This window comes from Actinacidiphila yeochonensis CN732, assembly GCF_000745345.1.
In the GTDB taxonomy this organism is placed as follows: Bacteria; Actinomycetota; Actinomycetes; order Streptomycetales; family Streptomycetaceae; genus Actinacidiphila; species Actinacidiphila yeochonensis.
Genome location: NZ_JQNR01000005.1, coordinates 2,934,942 through 2,951,271, shown reverse-complemented (window position 1 = coordinate 2,951,271; position 16,330 = coordinate 2,934,942). Strand labels below are relative to the sequence as shown.

At 74.3% G+C, this 16,330-nt stretch carries 14 protein-coding genes and 1 pseudogene; 6 read left to right on the top strand and 9 right to left on the bottom strand.

Annotated features, from left to right (window positions below; genetic code table 11):
- The first annotated feature begins 3 nt into the window (after nt 1-3).
- On the top strand, nt 4-414 hold the full coding sequence (locus BS72_RS24305) for an NUDIX hydrolase (protein ID WP_037913556.1): 411 nt from the start codon (nt 4-6) through the stop codon (nt 412-414).
- 69 nt (nt 415-483) lie between these two features.
- Here BS72_RS24305 and BS72_RS38715 read toward each other — a convergent pair.
- From BS72_RS38715 to BS72_RS24285, 4 genes and pseudogenes are all read right to left on the bottom strand, one after another.
- Nucleotides 484-1,895 (bottom strand): annotated as a pseudogene (locus BS72_RS38715) (mobilization protein); the annotation flags it as partial.
- Nucleotides 1,896-2,438: a phytanoyl-CoA dioxygenase family protein gene (locus BS72_RS24295; protein ID WP_051951612.1), complete on the bottom strand. Its 543-nt coding sequence runs from the start codon at nt 2,436-2,438 to the stop codon at nt 1,896-1,898.
- Nucleotides 2,435-3,121 (bottom strand): phosphoketolase family protein, encoded by a 687-nt coding sequence (locus BS72_RS24290; RefSeq protein ID WP_037913552.1) that lies wholly within the window; start codon nt 3,119-3,121, stop codon nt 2,435-2,437. Before BS72_RS24290 ends, BS72_RS24295 begins: the two co-directional genes overlap by 4 nt.
- A gap of 313 nt (nt 3,122-3,434) precedes the next feature.
- Entirely contained in the window at nt 3,435-4,496 is a 1,062-nt protein-coding gene (locus BS72_RS24285; protein ID WP_037913549.1) for an acyl-CoA dehydrogenase family protein, read from the bottom strand.
- Nucleotides 4,497-4,587: 91 nt separating this feature from the next.
- Here BS72_RS24285 and BS72_RS24280 point away from each other — a divergent pair, with 91 nt between their 5' ends.
- Nucleotides 4,588-5,499 carry an AraC family transcriptional regulator gene (locus tag BS72_RS24280; protein WP_037913547.1) on the top strand — a complete coding sequence of 304 codons (912 nt, stop codon included), beginning with the start codon at nt 4,588-4,590 and terminating at the stop codon, nt 5,497-5,499.
- Nucleotides 5,500-6,128: 629 nt separating this feature from the next.
- Here BS72_RS24280 and BS72_RS24275 read toward each other — a convergent pair.
- The 3 genes from BS72_RS24275 to BS72_RS24265 form a co-directional block, all read right to left on the bottom strand.
- The gene (locus BS72_RS24275) at nt 6,129-7,214 is read right to left on the bottom strand and encodes a CU044_5270 family protein (RefSeq protein WP_037913543.1); all 1,086 of its coding nucleotides are present in this window, start codon (nt 7,212-7,214) and stop codon (nt 6,129-6,131) included.
- Nucleotides 7,211-7,837 carry an RNA polymerase sigma factor gene (locus BS72_RS24270; protein WP_037913542.1) on the bottom strand — a complete coding sequence of 209 codons (627 nt, stop codon included), beginning with the start codon at nt 7,835-7,837 and terminating at the stop codon, nt 7,211-7,213. The genes BS72_RS24275 and BS72_RS24270 overlap by 4 nt, the downstream gene beginning before the upstream one ends.
- 141 nt (nt 7,838-7,978) lie before the next feature.
- Entirely contained in the window at nt 7,979-8,425 is a 447-nt protein-coding gene (locus BS72_RS24265; RefSeq protein ID WP_037913539.1) for a winged helix-turn-helix transcriptional regulator, read from the bottom strand.
- Between the two features lie 120 nt (nt 8,426-8,545).
- Here BS72_RS24265 and BS72_RS24260 point away from each other — a divergent pair, with 120 nt between their 5' ends.
- Nucleotides 8,546-9,808 carry an MFS transporter gene (locus BS72_RS24260; protein ID WP_051951610.1) on the top strand — a complete coding sequence of 421 codons (1,263 nt, stop codon included), beginning with the start codon at nt 8,546-8,548 and terminating at the stop codon, nt 9,806-9,808.
- Nucleotides 9,809-10,331: 523 nt separating this feature from the next.
- Nucleotides 10,332-11,198 carry a prephenate dehydratase gene (locus tag BS72_RS24255; protein WP_037913538.1) on the top strand — a complete coding sequence of 289 codons (867 nt, stop codon included), beginning with the start codon at nt 10,332-10,334 and terminating at the stop codon, nt 11,196-11,198.
- 55 nt (nt 11,199-11,253) lie between these two features.
- Here BS72_RS24255 and BS72_RS24250 read toward each other — a convergent pair whose 3' ends face one another.
- The gene (locus BS72_RS24250) at nt 11,254-11,925 is read right to left on the bottom strand and encodes a TetR/AcrR family transcriptional regulator (RefSeq protein ID WP_037913536.1); all 672 of its coding nucleotides are present in this window, start codon (nt 11,923-11,925) and stop codon (nt 11,254-11,256) included.
- Between the two features lie 508 nt (nt 11,926-12,433).
- Here BS72_RS24250 and BS72_RS24245 point away from each other — a divergent pair.
- Nucleotides 12,434-13,939 carry a N,N-dimethylformamidase beta subunit family domain-containing protein gene (locus tag BS72_RS24245; RefSeq protein ID WP_232792524.1) on the top strand — a complete coding sequence of 502 codons (1,506 nt, stop codon included), beginning with the start codon at nt 12,434-12,436 and terminating at the stop codon, nt 13,937-13,939.
- Nucleotides 13,940-14,204: 265 nt separating this feature from the next.
- Nucleotides 14,205-15,308, top strand: a complete 1,104-nt coding sequence (locus BS72_RS24240; RefSeq protein WP_037913532.1) for a baeRF2 domain-containing protein — start codon at nt 14,205-14,207, stop codon at nt 15,306-15,308.
- A 171-nt stretch (nt 15,309-15,479) separates the two neighbouring features.
- Here BS72_RS24240 and BS72_RS24235 read toward each other — a convergent pair whose 3' ends face one another.
- Nucleotides 15,480-16,292 (bottom strand): hypothetical protein, encoded by an 813-nt coding sequence (locus BS72_RS24235; RefSeq protein WP_037913530.1) that lies wholly within the window; start codon nt 16,290-16,292, stop codon nt 15,480-15,482.
- Nucleotides 16,293-16,330 lie beyond the last annotated feature (38 nt).

Genomic DNA, 16,330 nt, shown 5'->3' with positions numbered 1-16,330 from the left:
CCGGTGCTCCCGCCTTCAGACGGGCCGCCAGGTGTCGCTGCCGCGATCGTGATCCGAGAGGGTCGGGTGCTGATGGTCCGGCGCCGAGTCAGCGAGGGCCAGCTCTCGTGGCAGTTCCCGGCAGGCAAGATCGAGCCCGGCGAGTCTCCCGAGCAAGCGGCTGTTCGCGAGACCGCGGAGGAGACGGGGCTGAACGTGGCCGCCATCAAGGTCCTCGGCGAGCGCGTCCACCCGGAGACTGGCCGATGGATGTCGTACATGGTCTGCGAGATCGTCAGCGGCACCGCTGCCGTCGGTGACCCACGAGAACTGGACGCACTGGCGTGGGTGGCGCTTGCAGAGATCCCCGAATACGTCCCATACGGGATCTTCGAGCCAGTGCAGGCATACCTGGATATCGCGCTCAAGGGCTGAGTGAACAGCTGTGGGCGACCACCAACTGGTGGCCGCCCACGGCGGCAGCAGAATTCCGGTCGCTGGTGGTCAGCGGTGTCGGGATTGGGTGACGGGGCGCTGCAGGGCAGTCGTGGCGGATGACGGGTTGGTCGTGGGGTGGCGGACGGTCGGGGCGGCAGACGAGCGCAGGAGTGCCGCCTCGACGGTGCGGTTGGGTGCGGGGTTGTAGCTGGTGTGCTGGATGCGGGCGATGAGGACCTTGGCGGGCAGGCGGGCGCTGCCGAGTTCGCGGCGGGCGGCGGCCTCGGTGAGGAGTTGGTGGGGTATGTAGCCGCCGGCCTCGGCGTCGGCGAGCACGGTGGCGAGGGCGGGCCAGTTGGGGTCGGCGAGATCCGCGTCGCGTGGTCGGGAATGGCGGCGCGGACGTCGCTGGCGAGGGTGTTGCGGGTCTGCTCCTTGGGTTGGCGCTGGGCGAGGAAAGCGATCTGGTCGGCGGCGGCCTGGTCGTAGGCGGCCTGAAGGTGCTGGACGGTTCGGCGCGCGGCTTCGGCCTGCTGGGCATGGCCCTTGGCGGTGTGCCAGCGCGGGGAGAGGATCGCGGCCCAGACGAGGGCTGCGACGAAGACGGCGAGGGTGCTGCCGTCCTTTCCGCTGCCGGCGTGCACAAGATCGCGGGCCGCCTGTCGCAGACCGGCTGCCGCCGTGTGATCTGCACGAATCTGGGAGCGCTGGGCGCGGGCGAAGGTCTTTGCTGCTACTCGGAGTTCGGCGCGCAGGTCCTGGGGTGCGGTCTGGGCGGTGGCCTCGATCAGTTCACCGAGGGCGGTGATGTGCGCCTGCGCACGCGCGTCACCACTGTCGCTGGCGGTGTCGTGGTTGGTGGTGAAGGTGTCGAGGGCGTTGGTGGCGTGCTGCCAGCGGGTGGCGGCCTTGTTGCGGCGGGCGGTGGGGTACTCCTCCGGCTTGGCGGCCTCAAGGAGCGCCTGGAGCTTGGGCAGGGACAGGTCGGGGGCGATCTTCCCGCCGGGGATGTAGTTGGGCTGCCCGTTGGCCTTCAGGTCTCCGGAGCGAGCGACGGAGTAGCCCCGAAGGTCGCCGGACGGGAAGCGGAGGATCTTGACCTCGACGCCATCGGCCTGGAGGTAGGCGAGAAGTTCCTCCGCGTTGCTCGCGTGGGGGATGGCTGCGCGGATGCGGTCCTGGAGCCACTCGCGGCTGGTCTGTTCCCAGCCGAGGCGCTTGGCCTTGTGCACCTCGGCCTGGGTGGGGCGGCGTTCGGCGGTCCGGTCGCCGGTCCCGAGCTGGCGCAGGCCGTAGTCCTTCTCGATCTCGCAGCACTCGGCTCCGACGCGCTGGCCGCTGTTGTGGAGCTTGGGGCGGCGGCCGTCCTCGCGGACGGTGATGGCGAGGACGTGGATGTGGTCGTCCGCGTGGCGCACGGCGATCCAGCGGCACGCCAGGTCGTCGTCCTTGGGGGCGATGCCGGCGGCCCGGACGATTTACAGTCCCGATGGGGGCGGCTCCGCTGCCCTTGGTTCGGTGAGGCGGTGGCTGCCGGGGAGGAACGTGGTCAGCCCGCAGTCGGGGGTGATGGGGGTGAGGTAGTGGGCGGCCTTGATCGCCATGCGGGGGGTGTGGGGGAAGCCGAGGTCGGCGGTGACGCCGTACATGTCACGGTGCCAGCCGTGGCGCCCGGGGATGCGGATGGTGCGGGGCGGACCGCTGGGCAGGGCGATGAGGTGGGCGGACAGCAGGTGGATGTTCGGGCTGAGGAGCTGGACGACGGTGGGCAGGACGGCCGGGTTGGCGAGGAGGGGAAGGAAGGCGCGGTCGAGGTTGAGGCATCCGCGGAAGCCGTCCTTGCCGTCGCCTCCTCGGTCGCGGCCCTGGGTGATGTCGCTGACCAGCAGCTTCTCGGCGGCGGCCAGGAGCTGTTCGCGGAGTTCCGGGGTGATCGCGTCGCGGATGACCGCGTACCCGTCGCGTTCGAAGGCGTCGATGGTGCCGGCGTCGGGGGCGACGGGCGGGAGCGGGGTGCTCATGCCGGTATCTCCTTCACGGCGTTGGTGAGGGTGGTGGCGAGCTGCCACAGGCCGGCGTCGTCGAGTCCGCAGAGCTGGCGGAGGCGGGCCTGGGAGACGGGGCGGCCGGAGTCGCGGTAGCCGAGGACGGTGAGCCGGGGCCCGGGGTGGCGGCGGCCGAGGAGGGCGTGGATGTCGGCCGGGTGCCCGCTGGTGGCCAGGACGATCGGCGCTCGGGTGCCGAAGTAGCGGGGGAAGGCGTCCGGCGCGAGGGCGAGGGGGCGGGTGCCGTCCTCGGCCAGGGCTGTGAGGTCGTGGATGTGGACGTACCGCAGGCGTAGGTCCGGGTGTTCGGCGCGGAGCCGTCGGGCCAGGGTGGTCAGGGCCTCGGCGGGCAGGTCGCCGGCGGAAGCGAGGACCAGGTCGGGTTCGCCGGGGCCGGGGTGGGTCAGGTGGGACCAGATCGCGATGCCGTGTCGCAGTTCCTCGTAGAGGGTGTCCAGCGGGTGGTGGACGCTCGAGTGTTTGCCGGCGACGACGAGCGTGCAGCGGTCGAGCTTGCGCAGGGCGAAGGTGAGCGCGGCCGCGGCGCGCGCGGGGTCGGCGGGGGTGAGGACGTGGAGCGTGGGATCGCCGCCGGCCAGGAGTGCCGAGGTGAGACTCCCAAGTACTCCTGGATCAGGGCCCGCAGGGCGTCGGTCCACTCGGTGCGCGCGGTCCACAGGCTGCCGTCGCCCATGACCGCGACAGTGGCGTCCGACGCGGTCATACCCTCCAGGCGCGACAGCACCACGTCCTGCTTCATCCAGTGGAAGGCGCGGCAGACCGTGACGAGGTCGGCGCGGTAGGAGGGGGGCGGGGTGAACTCCTCGGCCGAGGTGTTGTGCAGGCGGACGCAGCCGTCTCAGGGCGGCGGCCACACGGCTGCGGCTCCCCCGTGCCGCTGCTGGTCCCCGGCGCGCGGATCACCGGTCAGGGCCGCCCCGGGCCAGCTGGGCCCGTGCCCGGCCTCCGGGGTCAGCGGGCGTCGCCGGCGCCCGCCAGCGCGGTCCCGTAGGTCTCGACCGCGAGGTACGGGTTCAGGTGCGGGTGGCGGCTGCCGACGGACACGTCACGCCAGAAGCGCTGCAGCACGTTCGCTGTGCGGAAGCCGCCGGCGCCGTTGAGGTCCATCAGCCGTTCGACGGCCGCGCGGGCGTCCCGGCCCGCGTCCGCCAGCGCCATGCGCAGCCGCGGAGCGTCCACGTCGGACAGTGTGCGCGCGTCCGCCTCCCGCGCCACCGACAGCATCGTCTCCTCGGCCCGGTCCACCAGGCGCGCCGCCTCCGCGAGCCAGTACCGCGCGCCCGCCGACTCCCCCATCCGCGCGTGCGCGCTCATGAACGGCTTGCGGTCCGAGGCGAACATCGCGAACGTCGTGTCGAGTGCGCCGCGCGCGCCGCCGACCACCGGGCCGAGCACCGTCATCGCGTAGAGCATCACATCGTTCAGGCCGAACGGGGGCGCCGCCGCGACCCGCGACGCCGGTACGGGCAGGTCCTCCGCGACCAGGGTGTGGCTGCCGGTGCCACGCATCCCGGCCATCTGCCACGTCCGGTCGATCGTCAGCTCCGCCACGGGAATCACGGCGAGGGAGAACACACCGTCCACCATCACGGCGAGCGAGGCCCAGGCCGCGTCCTCGCATCCGGACACGTTCTGCCAGCGACCCGACACCCGCACGACGTCGCCGTCCCGGACGCCCTGCGCCCCGGGAACACCCGAGCCGCAGAAGAGCGCGTCAGCGTCCGCGAACAGGTCGTCCGCGCCCGGGAAGCACGCGCCCGCGAGGTTCTTGGACGTCGCGCACGTCCCGGCGACCCACGCCGACGACGGGCAGGCCCGCCCCAGCGCGGTCAGGCGCCGGGCCACCGCCTCGACGCCCGCTCCGGCTCCGCCCTGCCCTCTCGGTACCCGCAACGCGAAGTCCCCGGCTTCCCGCAGCGCGTCGAGGCTCTCCGGTGCCGGGCGTTCGTTCCGTTCGGTCTTCTCGGCGTGAGCGCGCAGGATGTCGTTCGTCTTGTCGGAATCGTCGATCATGCCATCGACCCAACCACCGGCCTCGCGGCCGCGGCCATACGCGAGCGTCGCCGGTCCATACGCGTTTGTGCGTGCCGCTAAAGTCGTATGCATGGACCTGATCAGCGAGGTGATCCGCACCCTGCGCGTCGGCAGCGCCGCCGCCCGACTGATCCGGCAGACCGACCGGCGGGGCGTGCGGTTCCCGCCGTTCTCCGGCAGCGGGTTCCACATCATCCGGCGCGGCACGTGCTGGCTGGTCACCGAGCACGGCGAGCCGGTCCGGCTCGGGCCGGGCGACGTCGTACTCGTCTCCGCGGGCATCGCGCACGGGCTGTGCGCGGCCCCCCGCGTGCTGGCGGACCTGCCGGAGATGGTGCTGGGCCCGTTTCCGCCGGAGCCGGGCCCGGCGGACTTCGAGTTCCTGTGCGGCGCCTACCACCTCGATCACGGTCCCTCACCGCGGCACCCGCGCGCGCTGCCGGACCTCGTAGCGCTGTCGCCGGCGTACGAGCGCGCTCCACGGCTGCGCACACTGATCGATCTCCTCGCGGCGGACGTGGCCGCCGATGCCGCCGCGACCGGCCCGGGCACCGGCGCCACGCTGCCCGCACTCCTCGACCTGGTTCTCGCCGAGGTGCTGCGGCAGTGGTACGACGAGCAGGACGCGTCCGGCCGGCCGCGCGCCGACGACCCGGGGATAGCCGCCGCGCTGCGCGCGATCCACGAGAACCCGGAGCGGGCGTGGACGGTGGCCCAGCTGAGTTCGGCCGCCACCATGCCGCGCACGGCGTTCACGCGCCGCTTCACCACGGTGGTGGGGGTGCCGCCGATGAGGTACCTGACCACGTGGCGCCTGGGCCGCGCGGCGCGCATGCTGCGCGAGTCGGACGCCCCGCTCGCGGCCATCGCGCACCAGGTCGGGTACACGAGCGAGTTCGCGTTCTCGGCCGCTTTCCGCCGCGAGTACGGCACTGCACCGGGCGGTTTCCGCCGCACCCCGGTCCTGCTCGCCGCACGCTGAGGCCGGCGCGGACACGGAGCTCCCATACAAGGGGACCGCTCCGGACCGTCCGTACCGGTCTCCCGCGTACCCGGACCGGGTCCAACGGCGTTCACGATCCGGGCCGGCAGGCGGTCACATGATTCCGCGCCAGGGCCACGGGCGTTCGCCGCGATGCGGAGGGGGACAGCTCCCCGGGCATCCAGACCGACAACCGCGCAAGCCTCCGACAGCGCCGTTCGAGACTCCTTGGACGCCGTCATGACGGGAGGCACCTGGCGATACGGAGGCGGAGATCCGCGACTCGACAGGCATCGCAGGCGACGGCACCCGGTGCGATCCCGAGCCGGTCGACCTCACGACGGGCGAGGTGGGCCGGGGCCGAAAAGAGGAACGGAGGCGTGAGGAGTCGGTTCACAGGCTCACTCTCGGTCGGTGGTGGAGGGTCACCTCTCTCCAGGATGGGCCTCTCCTGCACCGCGTGGCCCGGCTTCCGCCCGCACACGTCCCGCACGGCCGCTCGGGGAGCGACCGCACGGGACGAAGTGCGGGGCCCTGCGCGGCCGCCACCTGCACGGCCGGGGGCGGAAGTCCTCGTTCGCGGGATCGGCGGTGAACGGCGGCGGGGCCGGTCAGGGCCGGGATGCGTGTCAGCCGGTGGCGTCCGTGCGGGTCACCTCGTCGGCGGCGGGCCGCTGCCCCGCCTTGTCGGCCACGCCGTGTTCGATCTCTGCCGAGCTGGACATCAGGGTGCCGGCCTTGCCGTACGGGGTGTCCTTGACGAGCACGGTGCGGGAGCCGAGGAAGGTGAAGTCCTTGCTGTCGAAGACCCACTCGGTGCGGGAGGCGTGCTGGTCGTCCTCACGGACGATGCCGAGGCCCTGGCGGCCGATCGCGTCGCGGGCCTCGGGCGCACTGGCGACGCCGGGGATCCTCGCCGCGGCCCGGTAGAGGGCCGCGGCGGTGCGCGGCGGCATCACCCCGCCGAGCAGGTTCCCGATCTCGTCGAACGCCCACTGGTCGGGTTCGCTGTCGTTGGTCCGGGGCTTCTGGGACTTCAGGTAGTCGAGCAGCGCGTCGGGGTCGGTGGGCAGTGAGCCGAGCCACTTGTAGGTGGGACGGGCGACACCCGCCGGGGTTCCGTCGGTGTCGCCCAACTCGGCGTTGAGGCGGGTCGTCACTCCGTCGACGCGCAGGAGCCCCTGCTGCTGGACCGGGTCGGGGTCCTGGGAGAGCCACTTCTCGGTGTCCCGCAGCGGCCCCAGGACGGCCTTCCCGCTGGTGAGGTCCGCCGCGCGGCCCTCTTCCCGGGTGTAGACGTACTGGTTGTCGCGCACGGTCGGAACGGCACGCCGTCCCGCGGTGTCGGAGATCTGTGCCAGCAGGGCCACGGCGGGCAGCGCCCGGGTGTCCGCGCGGCCGCCGGCCGACGTCTCCTGTCCGGTGCGGGTCAGCGCGATGCCGGCGGTCAGCGCGCCGGCCAGGGCGAGCGCGGTGGCCGGGGCCAGGAGCGCGGGCCGCAGCAGCCGGCGCTGCGGCCGGGTGCGGGTGCGGGTCCGGGAGTGGGAGCGGGTGGCGTGGTCGCTGTCCTGGTCGATCCGACGCATGAGCTGCTCCTTGTGGTGCAGGAACCGCTCGTGCGGAAGGTTCTGTTCGGCGGGGGCGGGCAGCAGGCGGGCGATCTCTTCGCGGTCGTGCCGCGGGTCCCGGGCGGCCGGGGACGCGGTGTCCTTCATGCGGGCTTCTCCCCTACGGTCAGGGCCGCGATCGCGGCCTCACCTGTCATCTCTCCGCGGGCGCCGGGCCGTTCCATGCCTTCTTCCGCCAGGGCGGCCAGCCTTCCGCGGGCGCGCGAGAGCCGGGAGCGTACGGTGCCGACGGCGATGCCCAGGGCCTCGGCGGTCTGCTGGTAGTCCAGGCCGCCCCATACGCACAGGGCCAGCACCTCCCGTTCCTGGCGCCGCAGACGGCAGAGGGCCGCGTGCACGGCACGCAGGCGTCTGGCGTCGTCGATGCGTCCGGCGGTCTCCGGGGCGAAGTCCTCCTGGACGTCCGGCTGCGGCTGCCGCGCCAGGAAGCCCTGGCGCCTGCGGAATCCCCGCCGCGCGTTGTCGGCCTTGTGCGTGGCGATGCCCAACAGCCAGGGCAGGAGCGTCCCGCCGTCCTCCTGGACGCGCGCGCGGGCCTGCCACGCCGCCAGGAACGTCTCGGACATGACCTCTTCGGCCGTCGACCAGTCGCCGGTCAGCCGCAGCCCGTGGTTGTACACGGCACGTGCGAACTGCTCGTACAGCTGGGCGAACGCCTCACGGTCCCCTTCGCGTACGCGTCGGCGCGTCTCGTTGTCTGTGTCCCTCACACCAGGTTCTCTCCGTGGCCTGTGGGGAGTTCCTGTGGCCTGCGTCACGCGTCGTTCCGGCTGGGCCGAGGGGACGGGCGGCGCCGTTGCCCACCCGAACGGACTGGCGGCGACGCGGTTCGGGGGCTCCCGGGCGGCCGGTCAGCCGAGCTTGTTGACGGTGGTGTCGTCGGCGTCGAGCCGCCGTCCGTCCGCGGCGCGGACCTCCAACGCCCGCAGGGGAAGCCCCTGCCCGCGGTCGACCAGCTCCGAGTGCGGCTCGCCGGGGGCGAAGAGGTTCTGCTCGCCCCACTGGCGCAGCGCGACGATGACGGGGAAGAGGCCCCTGCCCCTCGGCGTCAGTACGTACTCGCGGTAGGCGCTGCCGTCCGAGGCGGGGACGGTGTCGAGGACTCCGGCGGCGACCAGCGAGCGCAGGCGCGCGGCGAGGATGTTCTTCGCCACGCCGAGGCCGCGCTGGAACTCCCCGAAGCGGCGGCTGCCGTCGAAGGCGTCCCGCACGATCAGCAGCGACCACCAGTCGCCGATCGCGTCGACCGACCGCGCGACGGGACAGTCGCTGTCGTCGAAACGGGTCCGCTCCACCATGCCACCCTCCACACTGGTTGCAACATGCTACCAGATACGGCTACCGTCACCTGGTGGCACGTTGAAACCAGTTCCGCGAAAGGGCTTCACATGGCAAGAGTCCACGGGGGCACGACGGGGATGGCCGAGGCGGCGGAGGCCGTGGCGCTGGGAACGGGGACGGGGGTGCCCGCGTTCAGGCTGTCCAGAGGGGGCACCGTGCTCTTCGCCGTCGCCTGTGGAACGGCCGTGGCCAACGTCTACTTCGCGCAGCCGCTCCTGGTGACGCTGGGCCGCGACTTCTCGATCGGCACCGCGACGGTCGGCGCGGTCGTGACCCTGACCCAGATCGGTTACGGCCTGGGGCTCTTCCTCCTCGTACCGCTGGGGGACATGCTCGACCGCAGACGTCTCGTCGTGGCGCAGCTCCTCCTCCTGGCGGCGGCGCTGACGGCGGTCGGCACCGCGAGCAGCGCGACGCTCCTGCTGGGGGGCCTCGCGGCCGTGGGGCTGCTCGCGGTGGTCACGCAGACGCTGGTGGCCTTCGCCGCGTCCCTCGCCCCACCCGAGGAACGCGGACGGGTCGTCGGCCTGGTGACCAGCGGCGTGGTCACCGGCATCCTGCTCGCCCGCACCGTGTCCGGTCTCCTGGCCGACCTCGCCGGCTGGCGCGCCGTCTACCTCTCCTCAGCGGTTCTCACCTGCGCGATCGCCCTGGCACTCCACCGCCTGCTGCCGTCCCGCACCAGCACCAGCACCAGCACCAGCACCAGCACCAGCACCACGTCGACGGCCAGGACGTACGGGCAGTTGCTGCGCTCCACCGTCACGCTGTTCGCCCGCGAGCGCCTCCTCCGCGTGCGGGCCCTGCTCGCCCTGCTGGTCTTCGCCGCCTTCAGCACCCTGTGGAGCAGTGTCGCGCTGCCGCTCAGCGCACCCCCGCTCTCCCTGTCCCACACCGCGATCGGAGCGTTCGGACTGGCCGGAGCCGCGGGCGCCCTCGCCGCCACAGCGGCCGGCCGCCTGAACGACCAAGGCTTCTCCCAGCGCACCACCGGCATCGGCCTGGCCCTGCTCACCGCCTCCTGGCTGCCGCTGGCCCTCACCCGGCACTCGCTCTGGGCGCTGGCGGCCGGCGTGATCCTCCTCGACCTCGCCGTACAGGCCGTCCACGTCACCAACCAGACCCTGATCTACGCTCTGCACCCGGAGGCGGGCAGCCGGCTGATCGGCGGCTACATGGTCTTCTACTCGATCGGCAGCGCCTCCGGCGCCGTCGCCGCGACCGCTCTCTACGCGGCGGCGGGCTGGACGGCCGTCTGCGCGCTGGGCGCCGGGGTCAGTCTGCTCGCTCTCCTCCTCTGGGCAGCCACCCGCCGCGGCGCCACACCATCGCCGCGCTGACCCACGCGACGCCCCCGGCCTGATGCTCCCCGCCTCTCAGCACTGCCTCGGCGCTGCCTCAGCACCGCCGGGGGCCCGGGGAGAGCGCAGCGCACGGTTCGCCGGACTCCACCGCGCCGTACACCCCCGGTCCGCCGTCCGTGCCGGCCGCCCCTCCCGTCACCCCCAGGCCGCGGGGCTCACGCTTCGCGGGGGACTTCGCGCGGACGGTGGGCCCGCTGAGGGCTCCCGGCGCGGTCAGAAGGGGCAGGCGCGAGAGGCGGCGAGCCGGGGTCCTGCCCCGTCCCCGGCCGCCAGGGACAAGCGGATCGGGCACGGCGGGGAGCACCGCCGCCGCGTCAAGCGGAGGGCGGCGAGTTGGAGAACGCCGTCGCGACCAAGGAGTATGCCGGGTGGGAGGTGCCACGGCGTGGGACGCCTCCGAGGCCGACCGGGACGTCCGGCCGGTGCGAGAAGACGAGAGATCCCGAACCGTCCGCCGGCCGGCGGATCGCCGGTGCGGGCAGCAGAGAACCGAGGCGCGATGACCACGATTGCCTACCAGGGAGAGCCGGGTTCCAACTCGGCCGCCGCGACCGCCGACCTCTACCCCGGCAGCACGGGCCTGCCCTGCACGAGCTTCGAGCAGGCGCTGGACGCGGTGACGCTGGGCACCGCCGACCTCGCGGTGATCCCGGTGGACAACTCGACCGCCGGCCGGGTCGCGGACGTGCACCACCTGCTGCCGGAGTCGGGCCTGTCCATCATCGGCGAGTACTTCCTGCCCATCCGCTTCGACCTCGTCGTCGTGCCCGGCGGGTCGGCGGAGCAGATCGAGTACGTCCGCAGCCACGTGCACGCGCTGGGCCAGTGCCGCAAGGTCCTGCGCGAGGGCGGCTGGCAGACGCTGGTCACCCAGGACACCGCCGGGGCCGCCCGCGAGGTGGCGGAGCTGGGCGACCCCCGGCACGCCGCGCTGGCCCCGCCGGCCGCGGCCCGCGAGTACGGGCTGCGGGTGCTGAAGGCCGGGGTCGAGGACGACCCGGACAACACGACCCGGTTCGTCGTCCTGTCCAGGGACGCGGTCGTCCCCGAGGCCACCGGCGCGCCCACGATGTCGAGCCTGTTCTTCTGCGTGCGGAACATCCCCAGCTCGCTGTACAAGGCGCTGGGCGGCTTCGCCAGCAACGCCGTGAACATCACCAAGATCGAGAGCTACCAGATGGGCGCTGGGCTGCACCCCAGCCGCTTCTACGTCGAGGTCGAGGGGCACCCGGACGATCCCGGCGTCGCCCTCGCCCTGGAGGAGCTGAACTTCTTCTCGTCCGAGGTGCGGCTGCTGGGCGTCTACCCGGCCCACCCCCACCGCCGGCAGGGGCACGAGGGGCACGAGCGGCGACCGGAAGCCTGAGGGGCGACGCCCCCGCGTCCTGGTCGCCGGTGCTTGCCCGCCGAGCCCGGGTCCGTCACGCCGGGGGCTCCCGGGATTCCGAGGGCTCCGGGGACTCCGCGACCGCCGGGCGTTCCGGGACCGCCGGTGACGCCGGGACCGCCCGGAGGCCGTCGAGGAGGATCTCAAGGCGTCGGTGGACGGCGGCGTCGGAGGACGGGCGCGCCGGACCGGGCAGCGGGCGGACGAGTTGGGCGAGCGCGATCAGGAAGTCCTCCGTAGCGACGTCCGGCCGCAACTGCCCTGCCCTCCGGGCCCGTTCGGTGAGTCCCCCGACGGCGGCCGCCAACCGGTCCCGCTGCGCTTCGTCCCCCTGGCGGCTCGCGGCGGCCACGTCGCCGAACATGCCGCACAGGACGCCGACCCTCTGGTCGGCCGCAGCGTGCGCGAAGCGGCGCAGCGCGGTGAACGGGTCCGCCACGTCGGCGGCGATCGCCTCGGCGGAGTCCGCGACCCGGCCGGCGACAAGGGCGAGGGCCTGGCGGACGAGGGCGCGCCGGTCGGCGAAGTGCCGGTAGAGCGTGGCACTGCCGACGCCCGCGCGGCGGGCGATGTCGTCGAGTGGCGCCTCGGGGCCTGACTCGACGAACGTGTCGATCGCGGCGGCCAGGATCCGCTCCCGGTTGCGCAGGGCGTCCGCGCGGGTGCCGGGGAGGCGGGGTGCTCTCGTTTCGGTGACGCCGGCCACGGTGGGCTCTCCTTTCGGGAGTTCGGCAGTGCGGCGGTCCGGGAGTGCAGGAGCGCAGGAGTGCGGCAGTCCGTCGGTTGACCGGGCGGCCCCAGGACCCAGGGTCCCGCGCGGCGCGTCGGCCGTGTTGTCGTCCCGTGCGGTCCCGTCCTCGCCGGCCCCGTCGGACTGGTGACGGGCCGCGGGAGCGGGCGGGGAGCGGGTGGCGGGAGCAGGCCCGGGTGCTCCCCCGGATGCCCGGGTTTCACCGTGCCGGGTCGCCCGGCGGGGTCGGCCGCGGTGAGAATCGGAAACGGAGCGTGATCGACGACGGCGGCGGCGGCCGCGCAGGCGTGAGGAAGGCGGCGTCATGGGCGGCGAGGGGCTTCGGCGTGTCCGGGCACGCTGACGCGGGCGGTCCCCCCGGCGGAGCTGACGCGGGCGGTCCCCCGGCCGGGGTGACGCGGCGCCGGCCGGGCCCGGTCGGCGCGGGGTGCTGCGGGTCGCGGCCGGCGGGTTGGCGGCCGCGATGGCGTCCGCCGCCGGCGCCGGCTGCGACGCGGCGGCACCGAGCCCGGCGAGCCGCACGCCCGTCCCCACCTCCGGAGCGTCCGGGCTGGTGAGCGGCGGCACCCGAAGGGGCACCAACGGCTGGCGGCTGGCGTCGACCGGCCCGGCCGACGCCATCGAGGGGTACGCGGACCAGGTCAGCGTCCTCCCGGGCGGACGCTTCCGGTTGCACGTGTCGACGACCGCGCGCTCCTTCCGCGCCTCGGCGTTCCGGGTGGGCTGGTACGGCGGCGCGGAGGCCGCCCTGGTGTGGGCCTCGGGGACGCTACGGGGGCAGCGGCAGGGCGCGCACGACACGGTGCTGGAGACGCGGATGGTGTGGGCCGGGTGGGAGCCGAGCCTGGAGGTGTCCGCCGCGGGGTGGCCGGAGGGCGCCTACCTGCTGCGGCTGGAGGCCGACAGCGGCCATCAGCGCTACGTTCCGCTGATCGTGCGCTCGGCCCGTGCGGCGGGCCGCACGCTGCTGATGCACGCCCCCGCGACCTGGCAGGCGTACAACCACTGGGGCGGGACCAGCCTCTACCTCGGCCCCGACGGGTCCTACGCCCACCGCGCCTTCGCGGTGTCGTTCGGGCGGCCCTACGCCAAGAGCGGCGCCGAGAAGTTCCTGGTCTACGAACGGGCCGCCGTGGTGCTGGCCGAGCGGCTGGGCATCCCCCTGGCCTACACCACCGGCGTGGACGTGGACCGCGACCCGGCCGTGCTGCGCGGTGCCGTCACCGCGGTCGCGCTGGGCCACGACGAGTACTGGACGCCCCGGCAGCGCCGCCACGTCACGGCCGCCCGCGACGCCGGCACCAACCTGCTCTTCCTCGGCGCGAACACGTGCTTCCGCCGGGTCCGGCTGGAGCCCGGCCCGGCGCAGGCAGGTGCTCACGCCGAGGTGCCCGGCAGCGTGGTCTGCTACAAGACCGACTACGGCCAGGACCCGTACCTCGCCGACCACCCGGAGATGGCGACCACCGACTTCCGGTCGGGGCCGGGCGCCGACCCGGAGTCCTCGATGACCGGCGTGCTCTACGAGGGGTACCCGGTGGACGCGCCGTACGTCGTGGAGCGCCCCGACCACTGGGCGTTCCAGGGGACCGGGGCGCGCCGCGGCGACCGCTTCGACCACCTGGTGGGGGTGGAGTACGACCGGGTCACCCCGGGCTCCCCCACGCCGGCGCCGATCGAGGTCGTCGCCCACTCCCCGCTGACACGCAAGGGCCGGGGCAGCCACTCGGACTCGGCGTACTACACGGCGCCGAGCGGTGCCGGGGTGTTCGCCACCGGGACGATGCGGTGGGTCGAGGGCCTGATGGCGGGCACCGGCCTGGACGGGCGGGACCACCGGATGGACGCCCGCACCCGCGGCTTCGTCACCCGGGTCACCGAGAACGTGCTGACGGGGTTCGCCTCCGGGCCCGCGGGCAGGCACCGGCCCGCCCCGCGCGACAACGTCTCCGAGCTGTACCGCGCCTGACCCTCCGGACCGTACCGCGGGTGACCCGTCCCCGGCGGCACAGGAAGCTGCGGCCCCCGCTGCCCCCGTCCGGCCTCTGCCGCCCCCGCTGCCCCCCGTCGGGCTTCTCAGGCCCCCGCCCGGCGGCGGTCGCAGCGCGGGCCGGGCGGGATGACCGCAGTATGGGATCGGGTGCGCGGTGCCGACGCCCGTCCGGCGATCCGAGCGACCGGAACGCCCCCGAACCCGTCCTGCTCCCCGAACGCTCCGAACCGGAGGTGGCCGAATGGACCTCGCCCTGCTGCGCCCGCTGTACACCCCGGCGGCGACGACGGTGTCGGTGCACCTGGACACCAGCCGGCTTGACCAGGACGCCGACAAGCGCGTCGAGGTCGTGTGGCGGGACCTGCGCGGCCGGCTCGCCGGGCAGGGCGTCGACGAGGCCACGCTCGGGGTCCTGGAGGAGGCCGTGGGCGGTGCGCCGCACGTGGTCGGACCGCAGGGCGAGTCGCTGTTCGCCGCGGAGGGCCGGCTGCTGGGCGCGTTCACCCTGGCCGCGCCGCCCGCGCGGGCCCGGGCGGTGGCCGGGCCGGTGCCCGACCCCCTGGAGACGGTGCTGGACCTGGACCACCAGGTGCCGTACGTGGTGGTGGCGCTGGACCGCGAGGGCGGCGACATCGACGCCTACCCCGCCGGCGCCTTCGACCCCGCCACCAGCCGCACCTACGACGGCGGCACCCTCCACATCACCCGGGTGCGGGCGGGCGGCGCGTCGATGTCCTCGTACCACCGCCGCACCCTCAACCTCTGGACGGAGAACGCGGCGGGCGTGGTCGAGGAGATCGCCCAGGCGGTCCGGGAGGTCGACGCGCCGCTGGTCTTCGTGGGCGGGGACCCGAAGGCGGTCGGCGTGCTGCGGCCGCTGTGCGCGCAGGCCGTCCCGCAGGCCGAACTGGTGGACGTGGCCGGCGGCCGCGGCGGCGCCGACGCGCTGGCGAGCCTGCGCGAGGCCGTCGACGAGGCGCTGGCCGGATACACGCGGCGCAGCCACGAGCTGGCGATGGAGGCGTTCGAGGCGGCGCTGGAGCAGGACACCGCCGTGCACGGCTTCCCCGCGGTGACGGAGGCGTTCGCCGCGGGCAACGTGCGCACCCTGCTGCTCGCCGCGGACCGCGCCGGTGACCCGGCGCTGTGGGGCGCCCCGGACGACCCCCGGCTGCTGGGCAGCGCGCGTGAGGCCCTGGGCGCGCACGCGGCCTCGGCCTTCGAGGCCCCGGCCGGCGCGCTGCTGCTGCGGGCGGCGGTGCTGAGCGGGGCCGGCTTCAGCGAGCTGCTGCCGGGTCGGCCCGCGGACGACGGCTGCGCGGCCGTCCTCCGCTACGCCGACTGACCGCCGGTCACCGCCCTGGCCCCGGTCCGACGGCCCCGATCCGACGATCCCCCGATCCGACGGCCCCGGCCGCCGGCCACTGGTCCACGGTCCGTCGCCTCCGAAGCCGGAGCACGCGCTGACGTACTGACGCGCTGACGTACGGACTGCCCACTGCCCACTGCTCACTGCTCACGGGACCGGCTCGCCCAGCGCGGCTGCCAGCTCCTCGACCAGCGCGGCCGGGACGGTCCGGCCGCCGCGCGCGGCGATGTCGCGCCACAGTCGGACGCCGAGGCGGAACGCGTGGCGCAGCACCTCGGGCAGTGCCTCCGGCGTGGCCGCGCCGGTGGCGGCCCGCAGCTCCGCGAGGGTCGTCGGCGACAGCTCGCGTTCGGCGCCCCGGGAGGGGGTCAGCCAGTGTCCGGCGGACCGCTCGGCGAGCCGGGCCATCCACACCAGGTGCCGCTGGAGGTGCCCGAGGGCGTCCCAGGCCCGCAGGTGCTCGCCGCGCCGGGTCAGGTGGAGGGCCAGCAGCAGCCAGTTGGCGAACCCGTCGCAGTACTCCGCCAGGGCCTCTGCGGGCCGGTCCACCGGGGCGTCGAAGCGCTGGGGCAGGGCGCGCAGGGCCGGCTCCAGCGCCCCGCGGCGGTCGACGACGACCATGCGTTCGACGGGCGCGCCCCGGGCGGGCCAGTCCGCGAGCCGAGCGATGTCCTCGGCCGCCGCGAAGTGGAACTCGCCGCGCACCAGCCCGGGGAAGAAGGCGACGTACGAGCCGTACTCGTTGAGCAGCCCGTAGGTGAGCGGGGCGATGGCCGAGCACCACGCGTGCGGGTCGATCGCGGCGAGCCGCTCCGGGGCGAAGAACAGCCAGAACTCGATGTCGCTGTACTGGTCTGCCTCGCCGGCGGCGAACGAGCCGTACATCAGCGCGGCGTCCAGTCCGTCGTCGGCGGCGCAGGCCCGGCGGACCCGCGCGATCAGTTCTTCCTGGAACAGCACGCGGCAACCCAAGCAGCCGGCCACGCGCCCCGCAAACG